The following is an 18,683-nucleotide window of genomic DNA, read 5'->3' as shown; positions in this document are numbered from 1 at the left end:
GGCCCGCCCGCTCGGCGAACCTGTCCGACGACACCCGGATGCGGCGCCACACCGGCCGCTTCGGCACCTTCGAGTCGCGGCTGCTGCCGTTCGGGCGGTCCGGCCTTCTGGCTGGCCACCGACGCGGTGACCGTCTACCACGCGCTGGGTTTCTATCAGGCGCATCCGGACCCGCGGGGTGAGCTGGGCACGCCGGCGGCGCTGGAGCGGATCGCGGCGGGCGGGGTGGACGCGCCGGGGTGACGACCTCCTTCGCCGGTGCCGTGTGTCGGGGCGTCTTCGTCGCGCGCGACGCCTGTCGCCGGGCGGGGGAGGTGGACACCAGGCCGAGGACAGCCGGCGTGCCGCAGCCCGAGCCGGCGGAGCGTTGGGCACACTGGCTCGGCATGAGCCCAGTGAGCCGGAACCGGCGACGCAACGGCAGGAAGCGATCGGGCCGCGGTGGCGCGCCGCTCGTCGTGGTCGGCGAGCCCCAGGAGTGCGACTGCCCCTTCTGCGTCGACCCCCTGCCCGCATCGGGTGAGGTGGGTGACCTGCTGCCGGAGGCGATCGACGTCGACGCCGTGCAGGACCCGGTCGAGGTGGAGATCACCGCCGCGATGCTGCTGGCGGTCGTGTCCGCCATGGGCCCGGAGGCCGACGTCGCGCTGCGGGAGCAGTTCGTGCCGAACTTCGAGTCGCAGGCCACCCCGGCGGCGCGGGCCATGCTGTCGGGGATCGCCGCGGTGGCCGGCGGCGAGACGGGCCGGACCGCCGCGACAGCGGCCCGCCGGCTGGCCGACGCCGGTGTCGACGCGCCGCCCTGGCTCGCCGAACTGGACGTGCCGATCGACGCGCAGGAGTGCCACCGTTTCGTCCACGCCGAGGACGGAGCGGCGATCGTGCTGATGGCCCGGTTCGAGCGGGCGGGCCGGCCGCACGCGATCTTCGTCCCGCTCGAGGACGCCGAGTGCGGGGCCGCCCACGACATCGTCCTGGCCAACCCGGACGGCTGGGCCCGGGCCCGGGCAACCCTGCTGGCGGACCTGCGCGCCGAGGGCGCCGACGTCGTGCCGGAGCCGATGCCGCCGGCGGACTTCCGTCGTGCCGTGGAGGACGCGCTGGACGCCCGCGCCGACCACGACCGCGACGGCGAGCCGCTGGACGAACTCCTCGAGGAGGAAGGCCCCGGCTATGCCGCACTGGCCCTGCTCCTGCGCAGTTGGCTGCGGGCGCTGCCGGCCACCCGGCGCGGTCGGCGCAACTACAAGCACGACGAGTCGGACGCCGCCCGGGTCTTCGGCCTGCTCGACCTGCTGGCGACGACCCCGAGCGGACGGGCCGTACCGGCCCCGCGCCGGGCCGCCGAGCTGCCGCCGAAGCGGAAGAGGTCCGACGGCCCCGCGCCGATCTATCAGCTCAAGGTGAGCCTGCGGGGCGCCCGCCCGCCGATCTGGCGGCGGCTCGAGGTGCCCGCCGACGTCAGCCTCACCCGACTGCACGACCTCATCCAGGTCGCCTTCGGCTGGACCGACAGCCACCTGCACGCCTTCGAGACCCCGCACGGCGCCTTCAGCCGCCGCGCCGACCCGGAACTCGGCCACCGCGCCGGGTCACGGGTCGCCCTGGAACAGGTCGCGCCCGCCGCCGGGGACAAGCTGCGGTACACCTACGACTTCGGCGACGGCTGGGAGCACGACGTCCTGGTGGAGAAGGTCCTGGACCGGTCGGCGTCGGTGGCGTACCCGCGCTGCGTCGGCGGGCGGCGGGCCGGGCCACCGGAGGACTGCGGCGGCGTGTGGGGGTACGCCGAACTGGTGGAGATCCTCGGCGACCCGACCCACCCGGAGCACCGGGAGCGCCTCGACTGGCTGGACCTGGCCGACCGGGCCGCCTTCGACCCGGCCGCGTTCGACGCGAAGGCGGTGACCGCCGCCCTTCAGGGCAGGCCTTAGGACGGGTGAATCAGACCGAACGGTCGAAGTGGATGGTGGCGTGCGGCGCCAGCCGGTGGACCAGCCCGATGAGCACCAGGGCGTTGGGAACCGTGCGCACCCGCACGGAGATGGACGGCCCCGGCCCGGTGGGCGCGAGCCGGATCCGGAGCCGGTTCACCCTGGCGGTGTGGAGGTCGGCCCAGGCGAGCACGCCCTGGCCGGTGGTGAGCCCGGCCGGCGTCGCGACGAGCGGCCCGAACGGCAGGCGCTCGCCGGCCTCCAGCACGGCGAGAGCGGCGGGCAGCATGACGGCCGTCACCCGTTCCTCGATCGTCTGGCTCAGCTGATCGCCGCCCGCGAGCGGCGGCTTTTCGAGGTTGACTCGGGTGCCGTCGACGAGTCGCATCCGGCAGCGGTGGAACGACTGCGGCCCGTGCTCGCTGTAGACCCGGGTCTGGTAGCGCCACAGCTCCGCGACCTGGTCCCAGGCGATCGTGCGGGTCAAGCGGGTAACGTCCGCCGCCACGAGCAGCCCGCCCTCGCACAGGTAGTAGCGGCGCCGGGAGAACCGCCAGGCGTCGCCGATCCCCCAGAACACGCCGAGCAGCAGGACGGCGAAGACCAGCCAGATGATCCACACGTAGCGGGTGGCGGACAACGCCGCCAAGGCCGCCAGGCCCGCGATGCAGAGGACGCCGGCCGCCGCCACGGCGTGACGCAGCACGTAGGGCCGATAGATCTTTTCGACCGCGCCGAAGCCGATCTCGTCACTGGTGCGGGCTATCGTCGGGGGAATCGCGAGCCGCGTCATCCCCCGAAGATAGATACCCGCATCAATACGAGGGGTCCGACTAGGGCTGGCTGTCGTGTGGGCAGTGGACTCCATCGGTCAACGGCGCACCCGGTAGCGCAGGTGGAGCACCCGGCTGCCCTGAATCACCACGTCCGGATCCGCCAACAGGTGCTGCGCGTGCACCGACCCGAAGTAACGCTTGCCGGACCCGAACACGACGGGTACGACGTCCATCCGCACCTCGTCGACCAGGCCCGCGGCGAGCACCTGGCCACCGACGTCGCCGGCGGCGACCTCGACGATGCGGTCACCCGCAAGCTGCTGCGCCTTGGCCACCGCCGCCTCGACGCCGTCGACGAAGTGGAACGGCGCCTCGGGGGCCCAGCCCGCGGGCTGCGGCCGGTGCGTCACGACGACCACGTGGTCGACCCCGCCCGGCGGCTTCCCGTCCCAGCCGTCGGTCATGTCGAACACGTGGCGGCCGACGATCGTCGCCCCGATCTGGTCCCAGTACGGCCGGGTGTAGTCGTAGGACGTCTGCGACACCTTCACCACGCCGCTGGAGTCCAACGGCACGTCACCACCGGTCAACCAGTCGAACAGCGGCCCGGGCTGGTCATTCTCGTCCGCGACGAAGCCGTCCACCGACACCGAGCCGTACATGACCACCTTGCCCACGGAGCTCTCCTCTGCTTTCCGGATGCCCCCATACTGGCGCGTCGTGAGCTGTCGTTCTTGTACGAAATCAATCGGCCGGCAGCGGCCAGCCGTCCAGCACGTGGCCGGGATGCTCGCGCAGGAACTGCCGCCGGATCTCGACGTACCGGGTCGGCGTGAGCCCGGTGAAGGCCCGGAACTCGTGGCCGAAGTGGGCCTGGTCGAAGTAGCCCGCGCGGCCGGCGAGGTCGCCCCAGTCGATCGGTTCGGCGGGGTTGATCGCGAACACGGTGGCGGCGAAGCGGTAGGTGCGGGCCAGCCGCTTCGGCGTGACGCCGATGAGTTCCCTGAACCGCTGCGCGAGATGAGTGCTGCTGACACCGGCTGCCACCCTCAGGTCGCCGATCGCCACCGCCCCGCTGGTCGCCGCGAGGACGCCGCTCGTGTGGCGGACGAGTCCCAGGCCGGCGGTCTCGCACAGCCGTCGCATCAGCTCCTCCTCGAGCAGCGTCAGCATCTCGTGCGGTCCGTCCGCCGTGGCCAGCCGGTCGCGCAGCTCAGCGGCGGCAGGCCGGCCCCACACCTGCTCCACCGTCACCGGCCGGTCACACAGCTCGGCCGCGGGCATCGGCAGGAACGGCGCCAGCCCCCACGGCTTGACGTGCACGCCGACGGACCGGGTGCGGGGTGGGTAGCCGAACTCCAGCGCGCGGGTCGGCATGGTGACCACGCAGCCGTCGGCGTACTCGGCCGGCTCGATGTCGGTGCCGGCGCGGATGCGAAACGGCGGTCCGAGGTTGACGATGAGCAACGCCGCCGGCATCGGCGGCAGCGTCAGCCGGGCGTACGGGGACGTTCCCTCCAGGTAGTAAAGGTCGTCGATCAGCTCGTCCAGCGGCGGTCGCGGCACTCGGGACACGTACTCCACGCCCACAGCATCGCCGACGCCCCGCCGGCAGCACCGACGCCCCGCCGGCATCGCGCGGCGGGATGGGCCAGCGGCGCCACGGCCCGCGTCATGCGTCCGGCCGCCCGGAACGCCTTGTAGATCTGGTTTTTGCGCGAGTACGCCGCCAATGGTCGCATCTGCGTCACCGAAGAAACGTTGCATCGTGACGAGCCGCATTGAGTCATGCCGATGACAAAAACAGCGACAGCTACCGGACGCACTCGGATGGTTCCGCTCCGTCACGACAGCGGTCATGCTGTGTCCGGCACTTAGAAGGGTGCCGATGCCATCTGTGGGAGGAGTGGAATGCATCTTCCGGAATTCCGACGTGTGGCCATGGTCGCCACGTCTGTCGGACTCGTAACGGCGCTGGCCCTGTCGGGCGCCGCCCCCGCCCAGGCGGCCCCGGCCGCGACCGCCAAGGACGTCTCGGTCAGCACGGTGGCCGCGAGCACGTCTGCCGCGGCGCCGAGCGGACTGCGGGTCGCCGACCAGGCCAGCAGCTACTGGACGCCGGAGCGACTGCGTACCGCCAGGTCGGCGGACGTGCTGGTGGAGAAGGCCGGCGCGACCTCCGGCGCGGGTCTGCGGCCTACCGGTGCGGCCCGGTCCGTGCCGCCCGCCGCGCCCAAGGCGACGGCCGGCCCGAAGGGCCGGGCCGCCGGCCCGATCTCCACCCTGGTCAACGCCTCCACCTCGGTCGGCAAGGTGTTTTTCTACAATCCGGCGGACGGCAAGAACTACGTCTGCTCGGCGGGCACGGTGAACAGCGGTTCCAAGTTGCTCGTGATGAGCGCCGGGCACTGTGTGCATGGCGGCAGGGGCGGCCAGTGGATGCAGAACTGGATTTTCATCCCCTACTACAACTACGGTGCCGAACCGTACGGCCGGTGGTCGGCAAAGTATCTGACAACGTTCAATGCCTGGATCAACGACAGCAACCTTGACCGGGACGTCGCCTACATCACCATGTGGCCGAACGGCTCGGGTCAGCGGCCGGTGGACGTGGTCGGCGGAAATGGCCTTTCGGTGAATTACAGCTATGAGCAGGCGGTCACCATTCTGGCCTACCCGGCGGCGCCGCCGTACGACGGCGGGTGGCAGCAGTACTGCCAGGGCACCACCTACCGGCCGGGGATCTGGCCGTTCCAGGAGAACAAGATTGCCCTCAACTGCGGCTTCACCGGCGGCTCCAGCGGCTCGGTCTGGCTACGGCTCTACAACGGCTCCCTGGGCTACGTCAACGGAATCATGAGTACGTTGGGCAGCGGCGGGGTCAACAAGAGTTCGTACTTCGACACCGCCGTGATGGACGTCTTCAACTCGGTGGCGAATCGCACCTGAGTCACCCGACCGGGTGAACGCCGCCCCCGACCGCGATCCGGTGGATCCGGTCGGGGGTGGCGCACGTCCAACCAGCAGATCGTCACGCCCTGCCGGGGAACAGTTGAGCAGGCGGGAGCGTGTCGACGGAGAGGGGCGAGACATGAAGGCGCGCTGGGTTGCGGCGGCGGGTGTGGCCGTCGCGGTCATCGTGGTGGCCGTCGCGGTCGGGGTGGTGACCACCCTCGGCGCCGGGCCGGAGGAGCAGTCGCCGGCCCCGGCGAGCAGCGGCGCCGACGCGGGCACGACAAGCACCGAGCTGCCCGTTCCGGACGACTCGTACTGGGATCCGACTCGGATGGCCAGCGCCCAACCGGCTCCGATGCCCACCGACTGAAGATCGGGTACGGCTCGGCTCGGGTCGGATCAGGGACAGGCCCGCCGCGAGCGCGGCCGGGCTGTCCGTGCCGATTCGGGCCGGGCACTGCCCGGATACCAATGGGTGGATGGTGGTGGGGCCCGATGCCGGCCTTATCCGAGAGTCGCCAGGTCATTTGCCATCGATGCCTTTCGGTATCGTGACGGGGGCGGCCGAGGAGGTACGACGTGGACAAGCCCGGCAGGGTCTTCTGCCTGGAGGGCCAGTGGCATGACGACCTGAAGGAGCGCGGCTCAGTGCTGCCGACGCTGGAGCTGCTGGAGCGGCTGGGCCAGATCCGCTTCATCCACCGCGACGTGGCGACCCCCGGCGAGCTGCGCTACTACCTTGACCAGTGGCTGTCCCGGAAGTACACCGCATACGACGTGGGCATCTTCGCGGTGGACGGTTCGCCCGGTCGGCTGCACCTGTCCAACCGGAACGAGGTGGAGCTGACCGAGCTGGTGAGCTGGCTGCGGGGCCGCTGCGAGGGCAGGAAGCTCTACTTCGACTGCGGTTCGATCCTGCGGCTCCCGGACGCCGCCCTCACCGACATCGCCGAGCGGACCGGCGCGTCACTGGTCTGCGGCTTCACCAAGACCATCGACTGGGTGGAGTCGTCGGCCTTCGACACGGTGCTCATCAACCGGTTGGCCAACGGCCAGAAGTCCAACAGTGTCGAGCAGTTGGTGGGTTCATCGCGCTGGGCGCCGCTGGCCCAGCACCTCGGCTTCCGGTTGGTGGATCGGAACGGTCCACGTCCACGCGTGCCGTCCCCGCGACGGGCGGAGTCGGACGTCCTGGCGTGAGTGGGCCGCCACCGGCCCGCTCGGCCAATTCGTGTCGAGTGGGCTCGACTGACTGATCGAGCACCTCGAGCCCCTGTCCGACACGGCGCTGGCGGTGGCTGCTTGATCGTTGGCAGCGAGGCGGTACGACGCGCCCGCAGACCTACTGCTGAGCGGCCATCAATAGGCGTTCCATAGCACGTCGCGACTGGGTGGCGTGGGTTGCGCACAGGTGGGGTGGCTGTCCACAGGCCAGGCGGCAGTGGTTGCCGACGCGGTGGCGGGCCGACACCGTCGGCGGGGTGAATCCCGTGTTGACGGAGCTGGTGGTGCGGGGCGGCGGCCTGGTGACTCGGGCGGCTGCTGTCCAGGTCGTGCCGGAGTGGACCGTGGAGCATGCGGTCCGCACCGGTGAGCTGGTGCGGGTGCTGCCCGAGGTGTACGTGGGGGCGCAACTGCTGACGGACCGCTCGCCGGTCGACGCGCCAGCCATCAGGCGGCTCGACAACGAGCTGGGCCGCCGGGCGCTCCTCTCTTGGGCCGGCGGTCGTGGCGCGCTCAGCCATCTCACCGCCCTCGCCGTGTGGGGACTGCGCCGGCCGGTGGCCGGCGAGCTGCTGCACCTGAGCGTGCCGCCCGAGGTCAGCCTCCGCAGCCGGCCGGGCGTGGCCGTGCACCGGCGCTGGGGCTTCACGATCGGTCCGCCGCACGTGATGGTCCGGCAATCCGTGGCGGTCACCCGCGTCGAACCGACCCTGGTCGACTCCTGGCCGCTCCTGCCGCCCGGAGAGCGGCGGGCGCCGGTCATCGGGGCGTTCAACGCCCGGCTGACCACGCCGCAGCGGCTGGCGGCGGCCCTTGGCAGCGCACCGAAGCTTGCCGACCGGGCGGCGTTGCGGGTGTTGCTCGGGAGACTCGCCAAAGGCTGCCGCAGCCCGTTGGAGATCTGGGGGCACGAGCGGGTCTTCGCCGGTCCCGGCATGCCGGTGTTCCTCCGACAGGTTCCCATTCGGCTCGGCTCCCGCACCGTCTATCTCGACCTGTACGCCGAAGCGGAACGCGTCAACATCGAACTCGATGGCGCCACCACCCACGGCGATGCCCGCCAACGGGAGATCGACCTGCGCCGGGACGCCCAACTGGCCGCCCTCGGCATCCTGGTCGTCCGCTTCGCCCACCGTCGCCTGGTCCACGAGACCGCCGACGTACGCCGCGAAACCCTCGCCATCCTCGCCACCCGCCGGGCACCCCGGTTGCCTTGATCGTTGAGCCCTGAGCAGCTCGACACGCCGAGGCCAACACAGCTCAGCTGCCAACGATCACCGATCCGCAAGGCGGGGCAGGGCGGGGCGGGCGGGTGGGGGGCGTGGGGAGCCGTTTGGTTCTTTGCTGCGTCGAAGTGGCATGACCAACATTCGAGGCAGGTGGGCGGCCCTCGTTCCGCTGCTCCTGCTCACCGCTGCCTGCGCCCAGCAGGTCGGACCCGGCACCGCGGACGGCGCCGGCGAATCCTCCTACCCCGCCGACGTGCCGGTGATCCGGATCGACTACACCGGTGGATTCGTGCCGCCCGCCGTGGTGGCCACTCGACTTCCCGGGGTCAGCGTCTACGGGGACGGTCGGGTGGTCAGCCAGGGGCCGGTCCCCGCGATCTATCCCGGCCCGGCCCTGCCCAACATCCAGGTCGGAAAGCTCAGCGCCGGCGAGGTGACCAAGCTGGTCGAGCAGGCCCGCGCCGCCGGGGTGGGTGGCACCGCCGATCTGGGTACCCCGCCGATCACCGACGTGGCCACCACCCGGTTCACCGTTCGCGGCCCGGTCGGCACCGAGGAGTTGACGGTCTACGCCCTCCACGAGGCGACCGGCCCTGAGGCCGGCCTCACCGCCGAGCAGCGGGCCGCCCGCGACAAGCTGCGCGCCTTCGCCGACCGCCTGATCAACCCGACGGGCGCCACGACGCAGCCGTACCAGCCGGCCGTCGTCGCGGCCGTCGCCGAGCCGTGGGTCGCCACCGAGGAGAATCAGCACCAGGTCGAGGTGCCCTGGCCCGGCCCCGCGCTGCCCGGCGCCAGCCTCGGTGACGGCCTCGAACTGGGCTGCGTGACGGTCACCGGTCCGGCCGTGCGGCAGGTGATCGACGCCGCCGCCAAGGCCAACACGGCAACCCCGTGGACCTCCGGCGGGAAGCGCTGGACGGTCACGCTCCGGCCGCTGCTGCCCGACGAGACGGACTGCAAGACCCTCTCCGCCGGTCGCTGACCCGGCTTCCGGGCGGTCGGCCTGTGCGTAGGTCGACCGCGCCGGAACGGGCCGTTCGTCCACCAGCACCGATGAGAGGCGCTGCGTGACCGAACGCGCTCACCCAGATCGTCCATCGTAGGATGGTGCTGCCGGCAACCTCGTCGTTACGCTCCGACAATGTCCTTGATGGAGTGGCTGCCACAGCGGGCCGTTGGCCTATGACCAGCGCCTTGACCGACCCGACGTTCTTCAGTTCACGTCCGTGGCTGCAACAGCGGATCGAAGGGTGGCTGTCGGGTCAGGACGGGGACAAGCGCGTTCTGGTGATCTCCGGTGGCCCGGGCACCGGCAAGAGCCGGTTCCTCCATCACCTGTGCCTCCGGCTCGGGGACAGTGACGAGAGCGGTCCGCAACTCGGTGGGTCGATCCTGCGGGACCTCCGCGGTAACCGCAGCGCTGAGCTGTCCTGGAGTGCCCTCAAGGCCGAACTGCTCGGACTGGTCGCCAGTCCGGCGCCGACCATCGTGACGCCGTCGACGCTGATTCACCAGGACGTGGGTTCGATGGCGCCGGGGGCCCAGGCAGTCGGTCAGCTCATCACCGCGTACCTGCTCAATCAGGATCCGGTGGGAGACTTCCGCGAGAGCGTGCTGCCACAGCTCGCCGCCCTCCCCTCCGGGCCACCCCTGGTGCTGGTGGTGGACGGACTTGACGAGGCGTTTCGTGAGCAGGCCCTCGACTTCCTCGCGGTCGTGTCGCGACTCGCCGACGCCGTCAGCCGTGCGCCGCACGGCGACCGGGGGATCGGTCGACTACGCCTCGTCCTGGCCAGCCAACCCGAGGTGCCGATCGATGTGACGCCGCTTCGCCCACCCGTCGTCGTTGATCTCGCCCAGCCGGACGAGTCCGACGAGGATGACCTGGGCCGATACTGCGCTGTCCTGCTGGCCGACCTGCCGGAGGAGGAGCGGGAGCGGCTGGCCGGACAGATCGCGAAGAGTGCGGCCGGCGTGTGGGTGTGGGCCTTCTATGTGGGGCTGGCGATCAGGGACGACTTCGCCAACGGGAAGCGGTCCCCGCTGACCCTCACCGCACCGCGGTCCCTCGCCGAGGTCTATCGCGAGGCACTGGAACGGGCCCGTGGCCGCCTGGGTGACCGGTGGCCGGACGCGGTGAGCCTCATCGCGCTCATCGCTGCGGCGCAGGACGTCGGCACCACCCTGCCGAAAGACGTCGCGGCGGCGGCCCTGCGGACCAACGGAGCCGGGCTGGCACGGCTGCTCGGTGACCTCCAGGCGCTCATCGCTCGGGGACCACACGGGGCATTCCAGTTCTGGCACGGCGACTTCGGGCGTTGGATCGCTGACGGCGGCTATGAGCTGGCACATCTGCGGGACGCCCATGACCTGCTCGCCGACCTGGCGCTGGAGCTCGGCCGCGACGGTTGGACCCGGGCCGGGAACTACGCGGCGATCTACGTGATGCCCCACGCCCTCGCCGCCGCCGAGTTGGACCTCGGCACGGTGCGGCAGTCGACAAGCCTGCAACGATGTCTGCGGATCGCGGCGGACGTCGAGTTGCTCGACACGGCCAGGCCCGGCGACAGGTCCCACATGTTCCGGCACTGGCTCAGCTACGTCGAGCGGCTCAGCCACCTGAGCCCGGCCGAGGTGGGGATCGCCGGGTCGGTGCCGCTCACCGGCCTGTCGGCCCGAATCGACCGGGAGCTTCAGCTCCGCGTCGGTAAGCGGCTGGCGAGCACGATGACCGACCGGCAGTTGGACGAGTTCGAGGGCCTGGCCAGCCGGCGCGATGAACAAGCCGCCTTGGAGTTGCTGGAGCGGATCCACCCGTCGTACGAGTCGACGGTGGCAGACGAGATCCGTGCCATCTGGCGGCTCGTACTGGAGGGCTGGCGACCGGAGGCCAAGGCGGTGACCGGCCTGTTCGACCTGGGCCTGGAGCTGCGGAAGCGGTGGCGGGTGAGCCGATCCGCCGATCTGCTCGACCGGGCCATCGACGCCTATCAGCAGGCTATTGACCTTTCCAGCCCGGATGACTTCTACCTGACCGAGCGGATGTCGATACTCGTCACCGCATACGCTGACCGGATCGGCACGGACGGCGAGCAGCCGGAGGACCTGGATCGGCTGATCGCGGTGCAGGAAAGGATCCTCACGCGTGCTGACCTTGCCGATCCGGCGTTGTCCCATGCCGTGTTCGGATACTGGCGACGACGCCGGGCGCGGCGTGATCCGGCCACCCACGGCGCCGACCTTGACGGCGCGGTCGCGGCCTGTGCGCGGGCCGTCGAGTTGACCCCGCCGACGCACCCCAGGTTCACGACCCGCCTGGACGGGCTGACGCATGCCTACGCGGAGCGGATTGGCACCGACAGCGAGCAGCCGGAGGATCTGGATCGGCTCCTCACCCTCCAGGCCGACGTCATCGCCCGTGCTGATCTGGACGATCCGGCGGCGGCGTTCGCCGTGTACGGGTTCTGGCTGGAATACCGGTGGCAGCGGGATCCGGCCACTCGTGGCGCCGATCTCGATGCTGCGATCATGGCCTGCGAGCGAGTCGTCGAGCTGACTTCGCCGGAGGACCCTGACCTGGTGCCCTACCTGGCTCGGCTGGTGAACCTGTACGTGAAGCGGATCGGCACGGACGGCGAGCAGCCGGAGGATCTGGATCGGCTCCTCGCGGTGCAGAAGGACCTGGTCGCTCAGGCTGATCTGACGGATCCGGCGCAGGCCTGGACCGTGTACGGGTACTGGCAGGGACGCCGGTGGCAGCGGGACCCGGCCACTCGTGGCGCCGACCTCGACGCTGCGATCACCTGCTTCGAACAGGCCGTCGGTCTGACCCCGCCGGAGCATCCCGAGTTGACGCCTCGGATGGGCGGCCTGGCGAATCTGTACCTGGAGCGGATCGACACGGACGGCGAGCAGCCGGAGGATCTGGATCGGCTCATCGCGTTGCGGAAAGGCATCATCGGGCGCCCGGGCGTTGAAGACCTCGCCGCCGCCCTTGCGGACTACAACCTTTCCCTCAGGACCCGATGGGATCGGGGCGGCCCCGGAAGCGCTCTCGACATCCACGAAGCCGTGGAGGCCGGGCAGCGCGCCGTCGAGGCTACCGACGACGACCATCCGAACCGCACCGATCGCCTCCTCGGACTCGCCAACGCTCTGATCGGACGGCTGCGCGGCCGCCCGTCCCACGACGACAACGACTATGAGCAACCAGGAGACCTTGACCGCCTGCTGTCGGTGCAAGCCGAGATCGTGGGGCGAGTCGACATGCAGGATTCCGCGTTGGCCCACGACATCCACGCCGTGTGGCTACTGGAGAAGTGGCGCCGTGGGCCGGCGCAGCAGGACTACCTCCAGCAGGCGCTGTCGGCCGCCAGCAAGGCGGTCGAACTCTCCCCCGAAACGGCGAGCCATCGGCCCCTGCGGCTGGCGCAGTTGGCAAATCTTCACCTGTTGGCGTCCGTCAACGACCTGCCCGGTGCGGCCTTCACCACGGCGTACGAACTTGCCGCGTCGGTGACGGGAAGTCAGGTGGCCACGACCGCGCTGCTTCCCGCGCTGCGCAGGTTCGCTCGACACTCCGACGGAGTGAACATGGTGGGGCAGCGCTCCGGCGAGCACGACAACGCCTGAGCCTACGAGGGGTGGTTGTCGCTACCGCGTTGCCCGGGCCGGTCCAGCTGCTGCGCGTCGACCCGCAGACCGATGAGCCGGCCGCCGGTCCCGAGGTGATCGGCTGACTGGTCGACGGCCAGGTCGGTGTCCGCGGGAACGCCGTCGGCGCCGACGGCCTCGCCGGTCACCACTCCGAGGGTCTGCTTGACTCGGGCGATCCTGCGGCTGTTGCCCGGCGATGTCATGGCGCGAATCCCCTCGAGGACGGCCCAGATGAGGACCAGGGCGATGAATCCGATGAGCAGGGACCTGCGGAAGCCCCCGACGAGATAGTTGCCGAGCAGTCCCGAGATCGAGCCGATGGCCACGGAGCAGACGGCCAACGCGGCGTGACTGGTGCGGCGAAGCATGGCTCCTCCTGTCGGTCTCGCTGGTCGCGATACTGCCATGGCAGGTCCACCCTCGGGCTGTGCCGGGAAAAGACCCGGCCGTTCGCCCGGTGGGCGGGCCGGTGGGCGACCCGGCCGCCACCGGCGAGCGCCAATGCCGGCCGGCACAACCACACATCGAGGACGGGCTCACGCCGCGGGGTCGGCGGGCTCCGCGTCGGATTCGCCCGCCGTACCGGTCTCCTCGTTCGACCCCGCCTGCCCCGCCCCGAACCCCGGCCCGTCGAACTGCAACAGCGGCCAGAACACCTCCCGGTCCCGCTGCCGCTGCGCCAGCAGCTCCCGCCCCCACTCCGCGGCGGCCTGCCCGTCCTCGGTCATCTGCCGCACCGCGTCCCGCAGGTGCTCCCTCGTCTCCCGGTCGACGTCGTCGCAGGTCGGCCCGTCGACCATCTCCTCCAGGATCTCGACCCAGCGCCGGTTGAGCCGTTCGGCGAGCTGGGCCCGGCGCAGCTGCACGTCGTACTGGGCGTCGAGCCGGACCACCTGTTCCCAGTACGGCTCCAGGGCCGCCCGGACCCGCTCGTCGAGCCGTACCCAGACGTCCGGTCGGCAGGTGATGACGGTGTCGCCGCGCCGGTAACGCCACGGGGTCTGGTCGCCGATCGCCCGCTGGAGCGCCACCTCCAGGTCACCGGCCCGGTGCGGGGCGAGCTTGCGGGCCTCCCGGGTGGCGAGCCGGGTGAGCCGCAGCATGGTCTCGGCGCGGAACTGCTGGACGTGCCAGCCGAGCAGGTCGGGGCGGATGTCCGGGGCCGACCAGGTGAGGGTGACGCGGACGGTGAAGTGGAAGACGTACCCCTGGGCCGGCACCACGATCTGCCCCGACCCGTCCCGGTGCTCGGTGGTGACCGGGGCCGGTGGGGGCGGCGGCGGGCTGGCCGGTACGTCGGTGACCAGCTCCTGCCAGGCGGTGAGCACGCGGGACCGGGTGGCCCGCCAGCGCCGGCTGAGCTTGCGGGCGAGCGCCGCCCGCGTGCCCGGGGCCGGCTGGTCGGTGCCCGGCGGCCGTGGGCGCCCGTCGGCCGGCGGCTCGGGGCCGGTCGCCTCGGTCATGGCACCCCTCCCGTGCCGTCCGACCCCGGCGAGGGGCGTGGGCGGCAGTCGTGCGACGAGGGGTGGATCGCCGGCCGGCGTGCGGGCCGGTCAGGTCACGGTAGCAACCGGCCGGCGGCCCGGCCGGTCGCCGCGCGGCGCGGGGTTCCCGGCCCTGCGACGCCCGCCGAGACGGGTCCGCCCCGGGGCGCCGGGGGAGAGTGCCCCGTCGCGGGCGGCTGGTGCGGAGCCGCCCGCGACGGGTGTCGGTGTGGGTCAGGCCGCGTCCGGCGGCGGGACCACGATGGCGCGCTTGAGGATCTTGCCGGTCGGGCCCTTGGGCAGGGCCGGCACGATCCACACCTGGCGCGGGTACTTGTACGCGGCCAGTTGCCCCTTGACGTGCTCGCGCAGCTCGTCGGGGGTGGCCGCGGCGCCGGGGCGCAGCGCGACGACGGCGACGACCTCCTCGCCCAGCGTCGGGTGCGGGGCGCCGAGCACCGCCGCCTCGGCCACCGCCGGGTGCTCGTAGAGGATCTCCTCCACCTCGCGCGGGTAGACGTTGAACCCGCCCCGGATCACCAGGTCCTTCGTCCGGTCCACGATCCGGTAGTAGCCGTCGGCGTCCCGCGCCCCCAGATCACCGGTGCGGAACCAGCCGTCCACGATCGACTCGGCGGTGGCCTCCGGCCGCTGCCAGTAGCCCTTCATGACGTTGTGCCCACGGATCACGATCTCACCGACCTCGCCGGTCGGTGCGGGCGTGCCGTCGGCGGTGCGGACGTCCATCTCGACGCCCTCGATCGGGGTGCCGATGGTGCCCGGCTTGCGCGGCCGGTCGGGGTGGTTGAACGAGGCGACCGGCGAGGTCTCCGACAGGCCGTAGCCCTCCAGGATCACGCAGCCGAACTTCTCCTCGAACAGGCGCAGCAGCTCGACGGGGAGGGCCGCCCCGCCGGAGACGCAGGTGCGCAGCGCCGACAGGTCCGGCTCGTCCGTCCCGGCCGCGGCGAGCAGCGCCGCGTACATGGTGGGTACGCCGGCGAAGAGGGTGACCCGGTCGCGGACCAGGATCTCCAGCGCCTGGGCGGCGTCGAAGCGGGGCAGCAGGGTCAGGCAGGCGCCGGCGCCCACCGCGCAGTTCAGCGCGATGGTCTGGCCGAAGGAGTGGAACAGCGGCAGCGCGCCGAAGACCACGTCGTCGGGGCCCAGCCGCAGCAGGGTCGCCGTGCTGACCTCGACGTTGCGCCGCAGGTTGTCGTGGGTGAGCTCGGCGCCCTTGGGCTGCCCGGTGGTGCCCGAGGTGTAGAGGATGACGGCGGTGTCGGCGCCGGCCCGCTCGGCGACCTCGGTCACCGGCGCGTACCCGGCGAGCGCCTCGGTGAACGTCTCGGGGGCGACCACCATGCTGACCGCGTCGGACCGGTCGACGCCGGCCTGCTCGGTGGTGTGCCAGGCGAGGATGCCGGTGGCGCCCGAGTCGGCCAGGTAGTAGTCGACCTCCCGGGGGCGCAGCAGCGGGTTCATCGGCACCACCACCGCGCCGGCACGCAGGATGCCGTAGTAGACGGTGGCGAACTCCGGCACGTTCGGCAGCATCAGCGCCACCCGGTCGCCGGGCTGCACCCCGCGCGCGCGGAGGTAGCCGGCGAACCGGGCGGACGCCTCGTCCAGCTCCGCGTAGGTCACCGTGCGGTCGGCGAGGCGCAGCGCGGGCCGCCCCGGGTGCCGGTCGGCCGTACGGGTCAGGATCGACGCGAGGTTGCTCATCGTCGCCCCCTCAGCCGGCGGTCAGGTGGCGGACGATCACGGCGGCCGGCCCGTCGGTCATCAGGATCGTGTAGTGGTTGGCGTCGACCAGCTCGGTGACCAGGTGCGGGGCCTGCTCCCGCCAGTGCGTGACCAGCGGCGCGGGCAGCATGCCGGGCTCCTGGCCGAACATGCCGCGCGGGGCGTGCAGCAGCACGGTGGGCACGGTCAGTGCCCGCAGGTCGTCGCCGAACGACGCCGCCTCGGCGAGCAGGTCCCGGCCGTCCTCGCGCACCGCCGCGCCGTTCACCCGGGACCGCACCGCGTCCTCGGGGCCGGTCGCGTCGTAGTGGACGTACGCGGTCAGGTCGTCGTTCCACTCGGCGGCCAGCGCCGGGTGCGCCCGGAAGAAGTCGACGTACGCCTGCACCGACGGGTACGTCTCGTCGAGGCGGGCGATGGCCGGGCCGAGCGTGGCGGTGAGGATCGCGTCCAGGTCGGCGTCGCCGGGCACCGGCAGCGGCAGGCCGCCGTCGACGAGGACCAGCCGGGTGAACAGCTCCGGTCGGCGGGCGGCGGCGCGCAGGGCCGCGTACGCCCCCATGGACTGGCCGACCAGCGCGACCGGCGCTCCCTGGCCGAACTGCGCGGCGGCGGCGCAGATGTCCTCGGCGTGCCGGGACATCCCGTACGGCCCGGGCAGCTCGTTGCTGCCGCCCCGGCCGCGCAGGTCGAGCGCGATCAGCGTCCAGTCGTCGGGCAGGTGCCGGGCGACGGACCGGAACGCCATGCCGGAGGCGGTGATGCCGTGCGCGGCGATCGCGATCTTCGGGCCGGTGCCGAACCGGAGCGCGGTCAGCGCGCCGTCGGGCACCGCCACCTTCACCTGTTCCATCGGTCAGCCTTCCGGGAGGGAGTGTCGGGAGTGGGCGCCGACGAGCCGCAGGGCGAAGCCGACGAAGGCGTCGGCCACCTGGTCGCGGGTGTACGGCTGGTCGGGGCCGAACCAGTTCGCCACGCGCAGGCCGAGGCTGCCGACGGCGATGCCGGCGAGGGTCAGGTCGGCCACGTCGAACACGCCCTCGGCGGCGCCGCGGCGCAGGGCGGCCAGCAGCAGCGCGCGGGCGTCCTCGCGCAGCGCCAGCGCGGGCGCGGCGCGGTCCGGGGTGAGGGCGTGCAGCTCCTGGTTGGCGACCAGCGCCAGCAGGGGGTAGTCGGCGTGCACCAGGACCTGGGCGCGGACCAGCGCGGCGAACTGCGCCGCCGGGTCGTCGGCGGCGGCCTCGGACGCCGCCCGCAGGCGGGTGAGCAGCTCCTCGTGCCCGAGCCGGACCAGCTCGGCGAGGACGTCCTCCTTGCCCGGGTAGTGGGCGTAGAGGGTGGCGGAGTTGATGCCGACCTCGCGGGCGATGTCGCGGATCGAGGCGCCGAAGAAGCCCCGCTCGGCGAAGAGCCGCAGCGCCGCGTGCAGGATGCGGCCCCGGGTGCCGGGCGGGGTGACCCCGTCGGGCAGGTCGGCGGCGACCGCGCTGAGCCGGCGCGGGTTCCAGGGCGGCTGTGTCACCGGTCCGCTCACCTCCACCCCAACCGAACGATTGGTTGACACCGTAGACCACCGGAGCGGATAGTGACCACCGCCACTTTTCCAACCGATCGATTGGCAGCCATCCGTCCCGGCAGAGGAGTCACGGCCATGCCCGATCCGGTCCCCGCCCGGCGCGTCCCGTCCCGACCGCGCCGGCTCGTCACCACCGCCCTCACCGTCCTGCTCGCCCTGCTCGCCGCCCCCGCCGTTCCCGCCCGGGCGGCCACCGGCACCTGGTTCGCGGGCAGCTACGCCAACCTCGCCGGCATCCGCGACTATCACGGCTACGTGCCCTCGAGCTACCGCCCCGGCACCCCGATGCCACTGCTGGTGGCGCTGCACGGGTGCACCGAGAACGACGTCGGCTTCGACGTGCTGACCGGGTTCAGCGCGCTGGCCGAGCGGCGCGGCTTCCTGGTCGTCTTCCCCGACCAGTCCACCCTCGCCAACCCGGCCCAGTGCTGGAACTGGCCACTGTCGAGCAACCAGCACCGGGGCCGGGGCGAACCGTCGATCATCGCCGGCATCACCGAGCTGGTGCGCTCCCGCTGGACCGTCGACCCGGCCCGCACGTACGTCACCGGCGTCTCGGCCGGCGGGGTCATGTCGGTGATCATGGCCGTGACGTACCCCGACCTGTACGCCGCCGCGGCCACCGTCGCCGGCTGCGAGTACGAGTGCGACGTGCTGCGCCTCCGCTCGCCCGACCAGGCCGGGCTGGACGCCTGGCGGGAGATGGGCGCCCGGGCCCGCCCGGTGCCGGTGCTGGTCTTCCAGGGCGGCGCCGACCCGGTGGTCGCGCCTGCCACCGCCGACCGGATCGTCGGGCAGTGGGCGCAGACCGACGACCTCGCCTACGACGGGCTCGACGACGGTGACGTCACCGCCACCCCGAGCCGAATCGAACGCGGACAGGTCCCCGGCGGTCGCACCTACACCCGCTCGGTGCACCACGGTCCCGACGGCACGGTGCTGATCGAGAAGTACCTGATCGACGGGGCCGGCCACGTCTACCCCGGCGGTTGCTCGTGCAGCCTGTACGGCGACCCGACCGGCCCGGACGCCAGCGGCCTGAGCTGGGACTTTTTCCTGGCCCATCCCCGCCGGTGAGCACCCCGGGCACCCGGGCG

At 72.0% G+C, this 18,683-nt stretch carries 16 protein-coding genes; 8 read left to right on the top strand and 8 right to left on the bottom strand.

The genetic code is table 11. The features are described 5' to 3' along the window. The first annotated feature begins 386 nt into the window (after positions 1-386). Positions 387-1,934, top strand: coding sequence for a plasmid pRiA4b ORF-3 family protein (locus K7640_RS29850; protein WP_255607722.1), 1,548 nt, complete (start codon positions 387-389; stop codon positions 1,932-1,934). Positions 1,935-1,944: 10 nt separating this feature from the next. Here K7640_RS29850 and K7640_RS00790 read toward each other — a convergent pair whose 3' ends face one another. The 3 genes from K7640_RS00790 to K7640_RS00780 form a co-directional block, all read right to left on the bottom strand. After that, positions 1,945-2,727 (bottom strand): DUF6585 family protein, encoded by a 783-nt coding sequence (locus tag K7640_RS00790; protein WP_222952692.1) that lies wholly within the window; start codon positions 2,725-2,727, stop codon positions 1,945-1,947. A gap of 78 nt (positions 2,728-2,805) precedes the next feature. Beyond that, positions 2,806-3,387 carry a dihydrofolate reductase family protein gene (locus tag K7640_RS00785; RefSeq protein ID WP_222952691.1) on the bottom strand — a complete coding sequence of 194 codons (582 nt, stop codon included), beginning with the start codon at positions 3,385-3,387 and terminating at the stop codon, positions 2,806-2,808. Positions 3,388-3,454: 67 nt separating this feature from the next. Beyond that, a complete protein-coding gene (locus K7640_RS00780) occupies positions 3,455-4,294 on the bottom strand; it encodes a helix-turn-helix domain-containing protein (protein ID WP_308042381.1) in 840 nt (279 codons plus the stop codon). Positions 4,295-4,651: 357 nt separating this feature from the next. On the opposite strand from K7640_RS00780, the gene K7640_RS00775 reads away from it, so the two are divergent. The 6 genes from K7640_RS00775 (at position 4,652) to K7640_RS00750 (ending at position 12,753) form a co-directional block, all read left to right on the top strand. Beyond that, entirely contained in the window at positions 4,652-5,659 is a 1,008-nt protein-coding gene (locus tag K7640_RS00775) for a serine protease (protein WP_222952689.1), read from the top strand. Positions 5,660-5,801: 142 nt separating this feature from the next. Further along, positions 5,802-6,035, top strand: coding sequence for a hypothetical protein (locus K7640_RS00770; RefSeq protein WP_222952688.1), 234 nt, complete (start codon positions 5,802-5,804; stop codon positions 6,033-6,035). Positions 6,036-6,244: 209 nt separating this feature from the next. Beyond that, on the top strand, positions 6,245-6,865 hold the full coding sequence (locus K7640_RS00765; RefSeq protein ID WP_222952687.1) for a DUF6642 family protein: 621 nt from the start codon (positions 6,245-6,247) through the stop codon (positions 6,863-6,865). A gap of 281 nt (positions 6,866-7,146) precedes the next feature. After that, complete coding sequence (locus K7640_RS00760) at positions 7,147-8,106, top strand: DUF559 domain-containing protein (protein WP_222952686.1); 960 nt, start codon at positions 7,147-7,149, stop codon at positions 8,104-8,106. Positions 8,107-8,248: 142 nt separating this feature from the next. Next, positions 8,249-9,103, top strand: a complete 855-nt coding sequence (locus K7640_RS00755) for a hypothetical protein (protein WP_222952685.1) — start codon at positions 8,249-8,251, stop codon at positions 9,101-9,103. 212 nt (positions 9,104-9,315) lie between these two features. Then, positions 9,316-12,753: a DUF5663 domain-containing protein gene (locus K7640_RS00750; RefSeq protein ID WP_222952684.1), complete on the top strand. Its 3,438-nt coding sequence runs from the start codon at positions 9,316-9,318 to the stop codon at positions 12,751-12,753. A 2-nt stretch (positions 12,754-12,755) separates the two neighbouring features. Here the strand turns inward: K7640_RS00750 and K7640_RS00745 are convergent, their stop codons facing one another. From K7640_RS00745 to K7640_RS00725, 5 genes are all read right to left on the bottom strand, one after another. Continuing rightward, the gene (locus tag K7640_RS00745) at positions 12,756-13,145 is read right to left on the bottom strand and encodes a hypothetical protein (protein WP_222952683.1); all 390 of its coding nucleotides are present in this window, start codon (positions 13,143-13,145) and stop codon (positions 12,756-12,758) included. Positions 13,146-13,313: 168 nt separating this feature from the next. Further along, a complete protein-coding gene (locus tag K7640_RS00740) occupies positions 13,314-14,240 on the bottom strand; it encodes a hypothetical protein (protein WP_222952682.1) in 927 nt (308 codons plus the stop codon). 255 nt (positions 14,241-14,495) lie between these two features. Further along, entirely contained in the window at positions 14,496-15,989 is a 1,494-nt protein-coding gene (locus K7640_RS00735) for a long-chain fatty acid--CoA ligase (protein ID WP_222952681.1), read from the bottom strand. A 10-nt stretch (positions 15,990-15,999) separates the two neighbouring features. Further along, positions 16,000-16,863 carry an alpha/beta fold hydrolase gene (locus K7640_RS00730; RefSeq protein ID WP_222952680.1) on the bottom strand — a complete coding sequence of 288 codons (864 nt, stop codon included), beginning with the start codon at positions 16,861-16,863 and terminating at the stop codon, positions 16,000-16,002. Positions 16,864-16,866: 3 nt separating this feature from the next. Next, on the bottom strand, positions 16,867-17,532 hold the full coding sequence (locus tag K7640_RS00725) for a TetR/AcrR family transcriptional regulator (RefSeq protein WP_222952679.1): 666 nt from the start codon (positions 17,530-17,532) through the stop codon (positions 16,867-16,869). Between the two features lie 129 nt (positions 17,533-17,661). Here K7640_RS00725 and K7640_RS00720 point away from each other — a divergent pair, with 129 nt between their 5' ends. Beyond that, positions 17,662-18,663, top strand: a complete 1,002-nt coding sequence (locus K7640_RS00720; RefSeq protein ID WP_222952678.1) for a PHB depolymerase family esterase — start codon at positions 17,662-17,664, stop codon at positions 18,661-18,663. Positions 18,664-18,683: the final 20 nt, after the last annotated feature.

The organism is Micromonospora sp. PLK6-60 (assembly GCF_019890675.1).
Lineage (GTDB): Bacteria > Actinomycetota > Actinomycetes > Mycobacteriales > Micromonosporaceae > Micromonospora.
The sequence above is the reverse complement of the archived record's forward strand: the minus strand, read 5'-3'. Positions and strand labels throughout refer to the sequence as shown.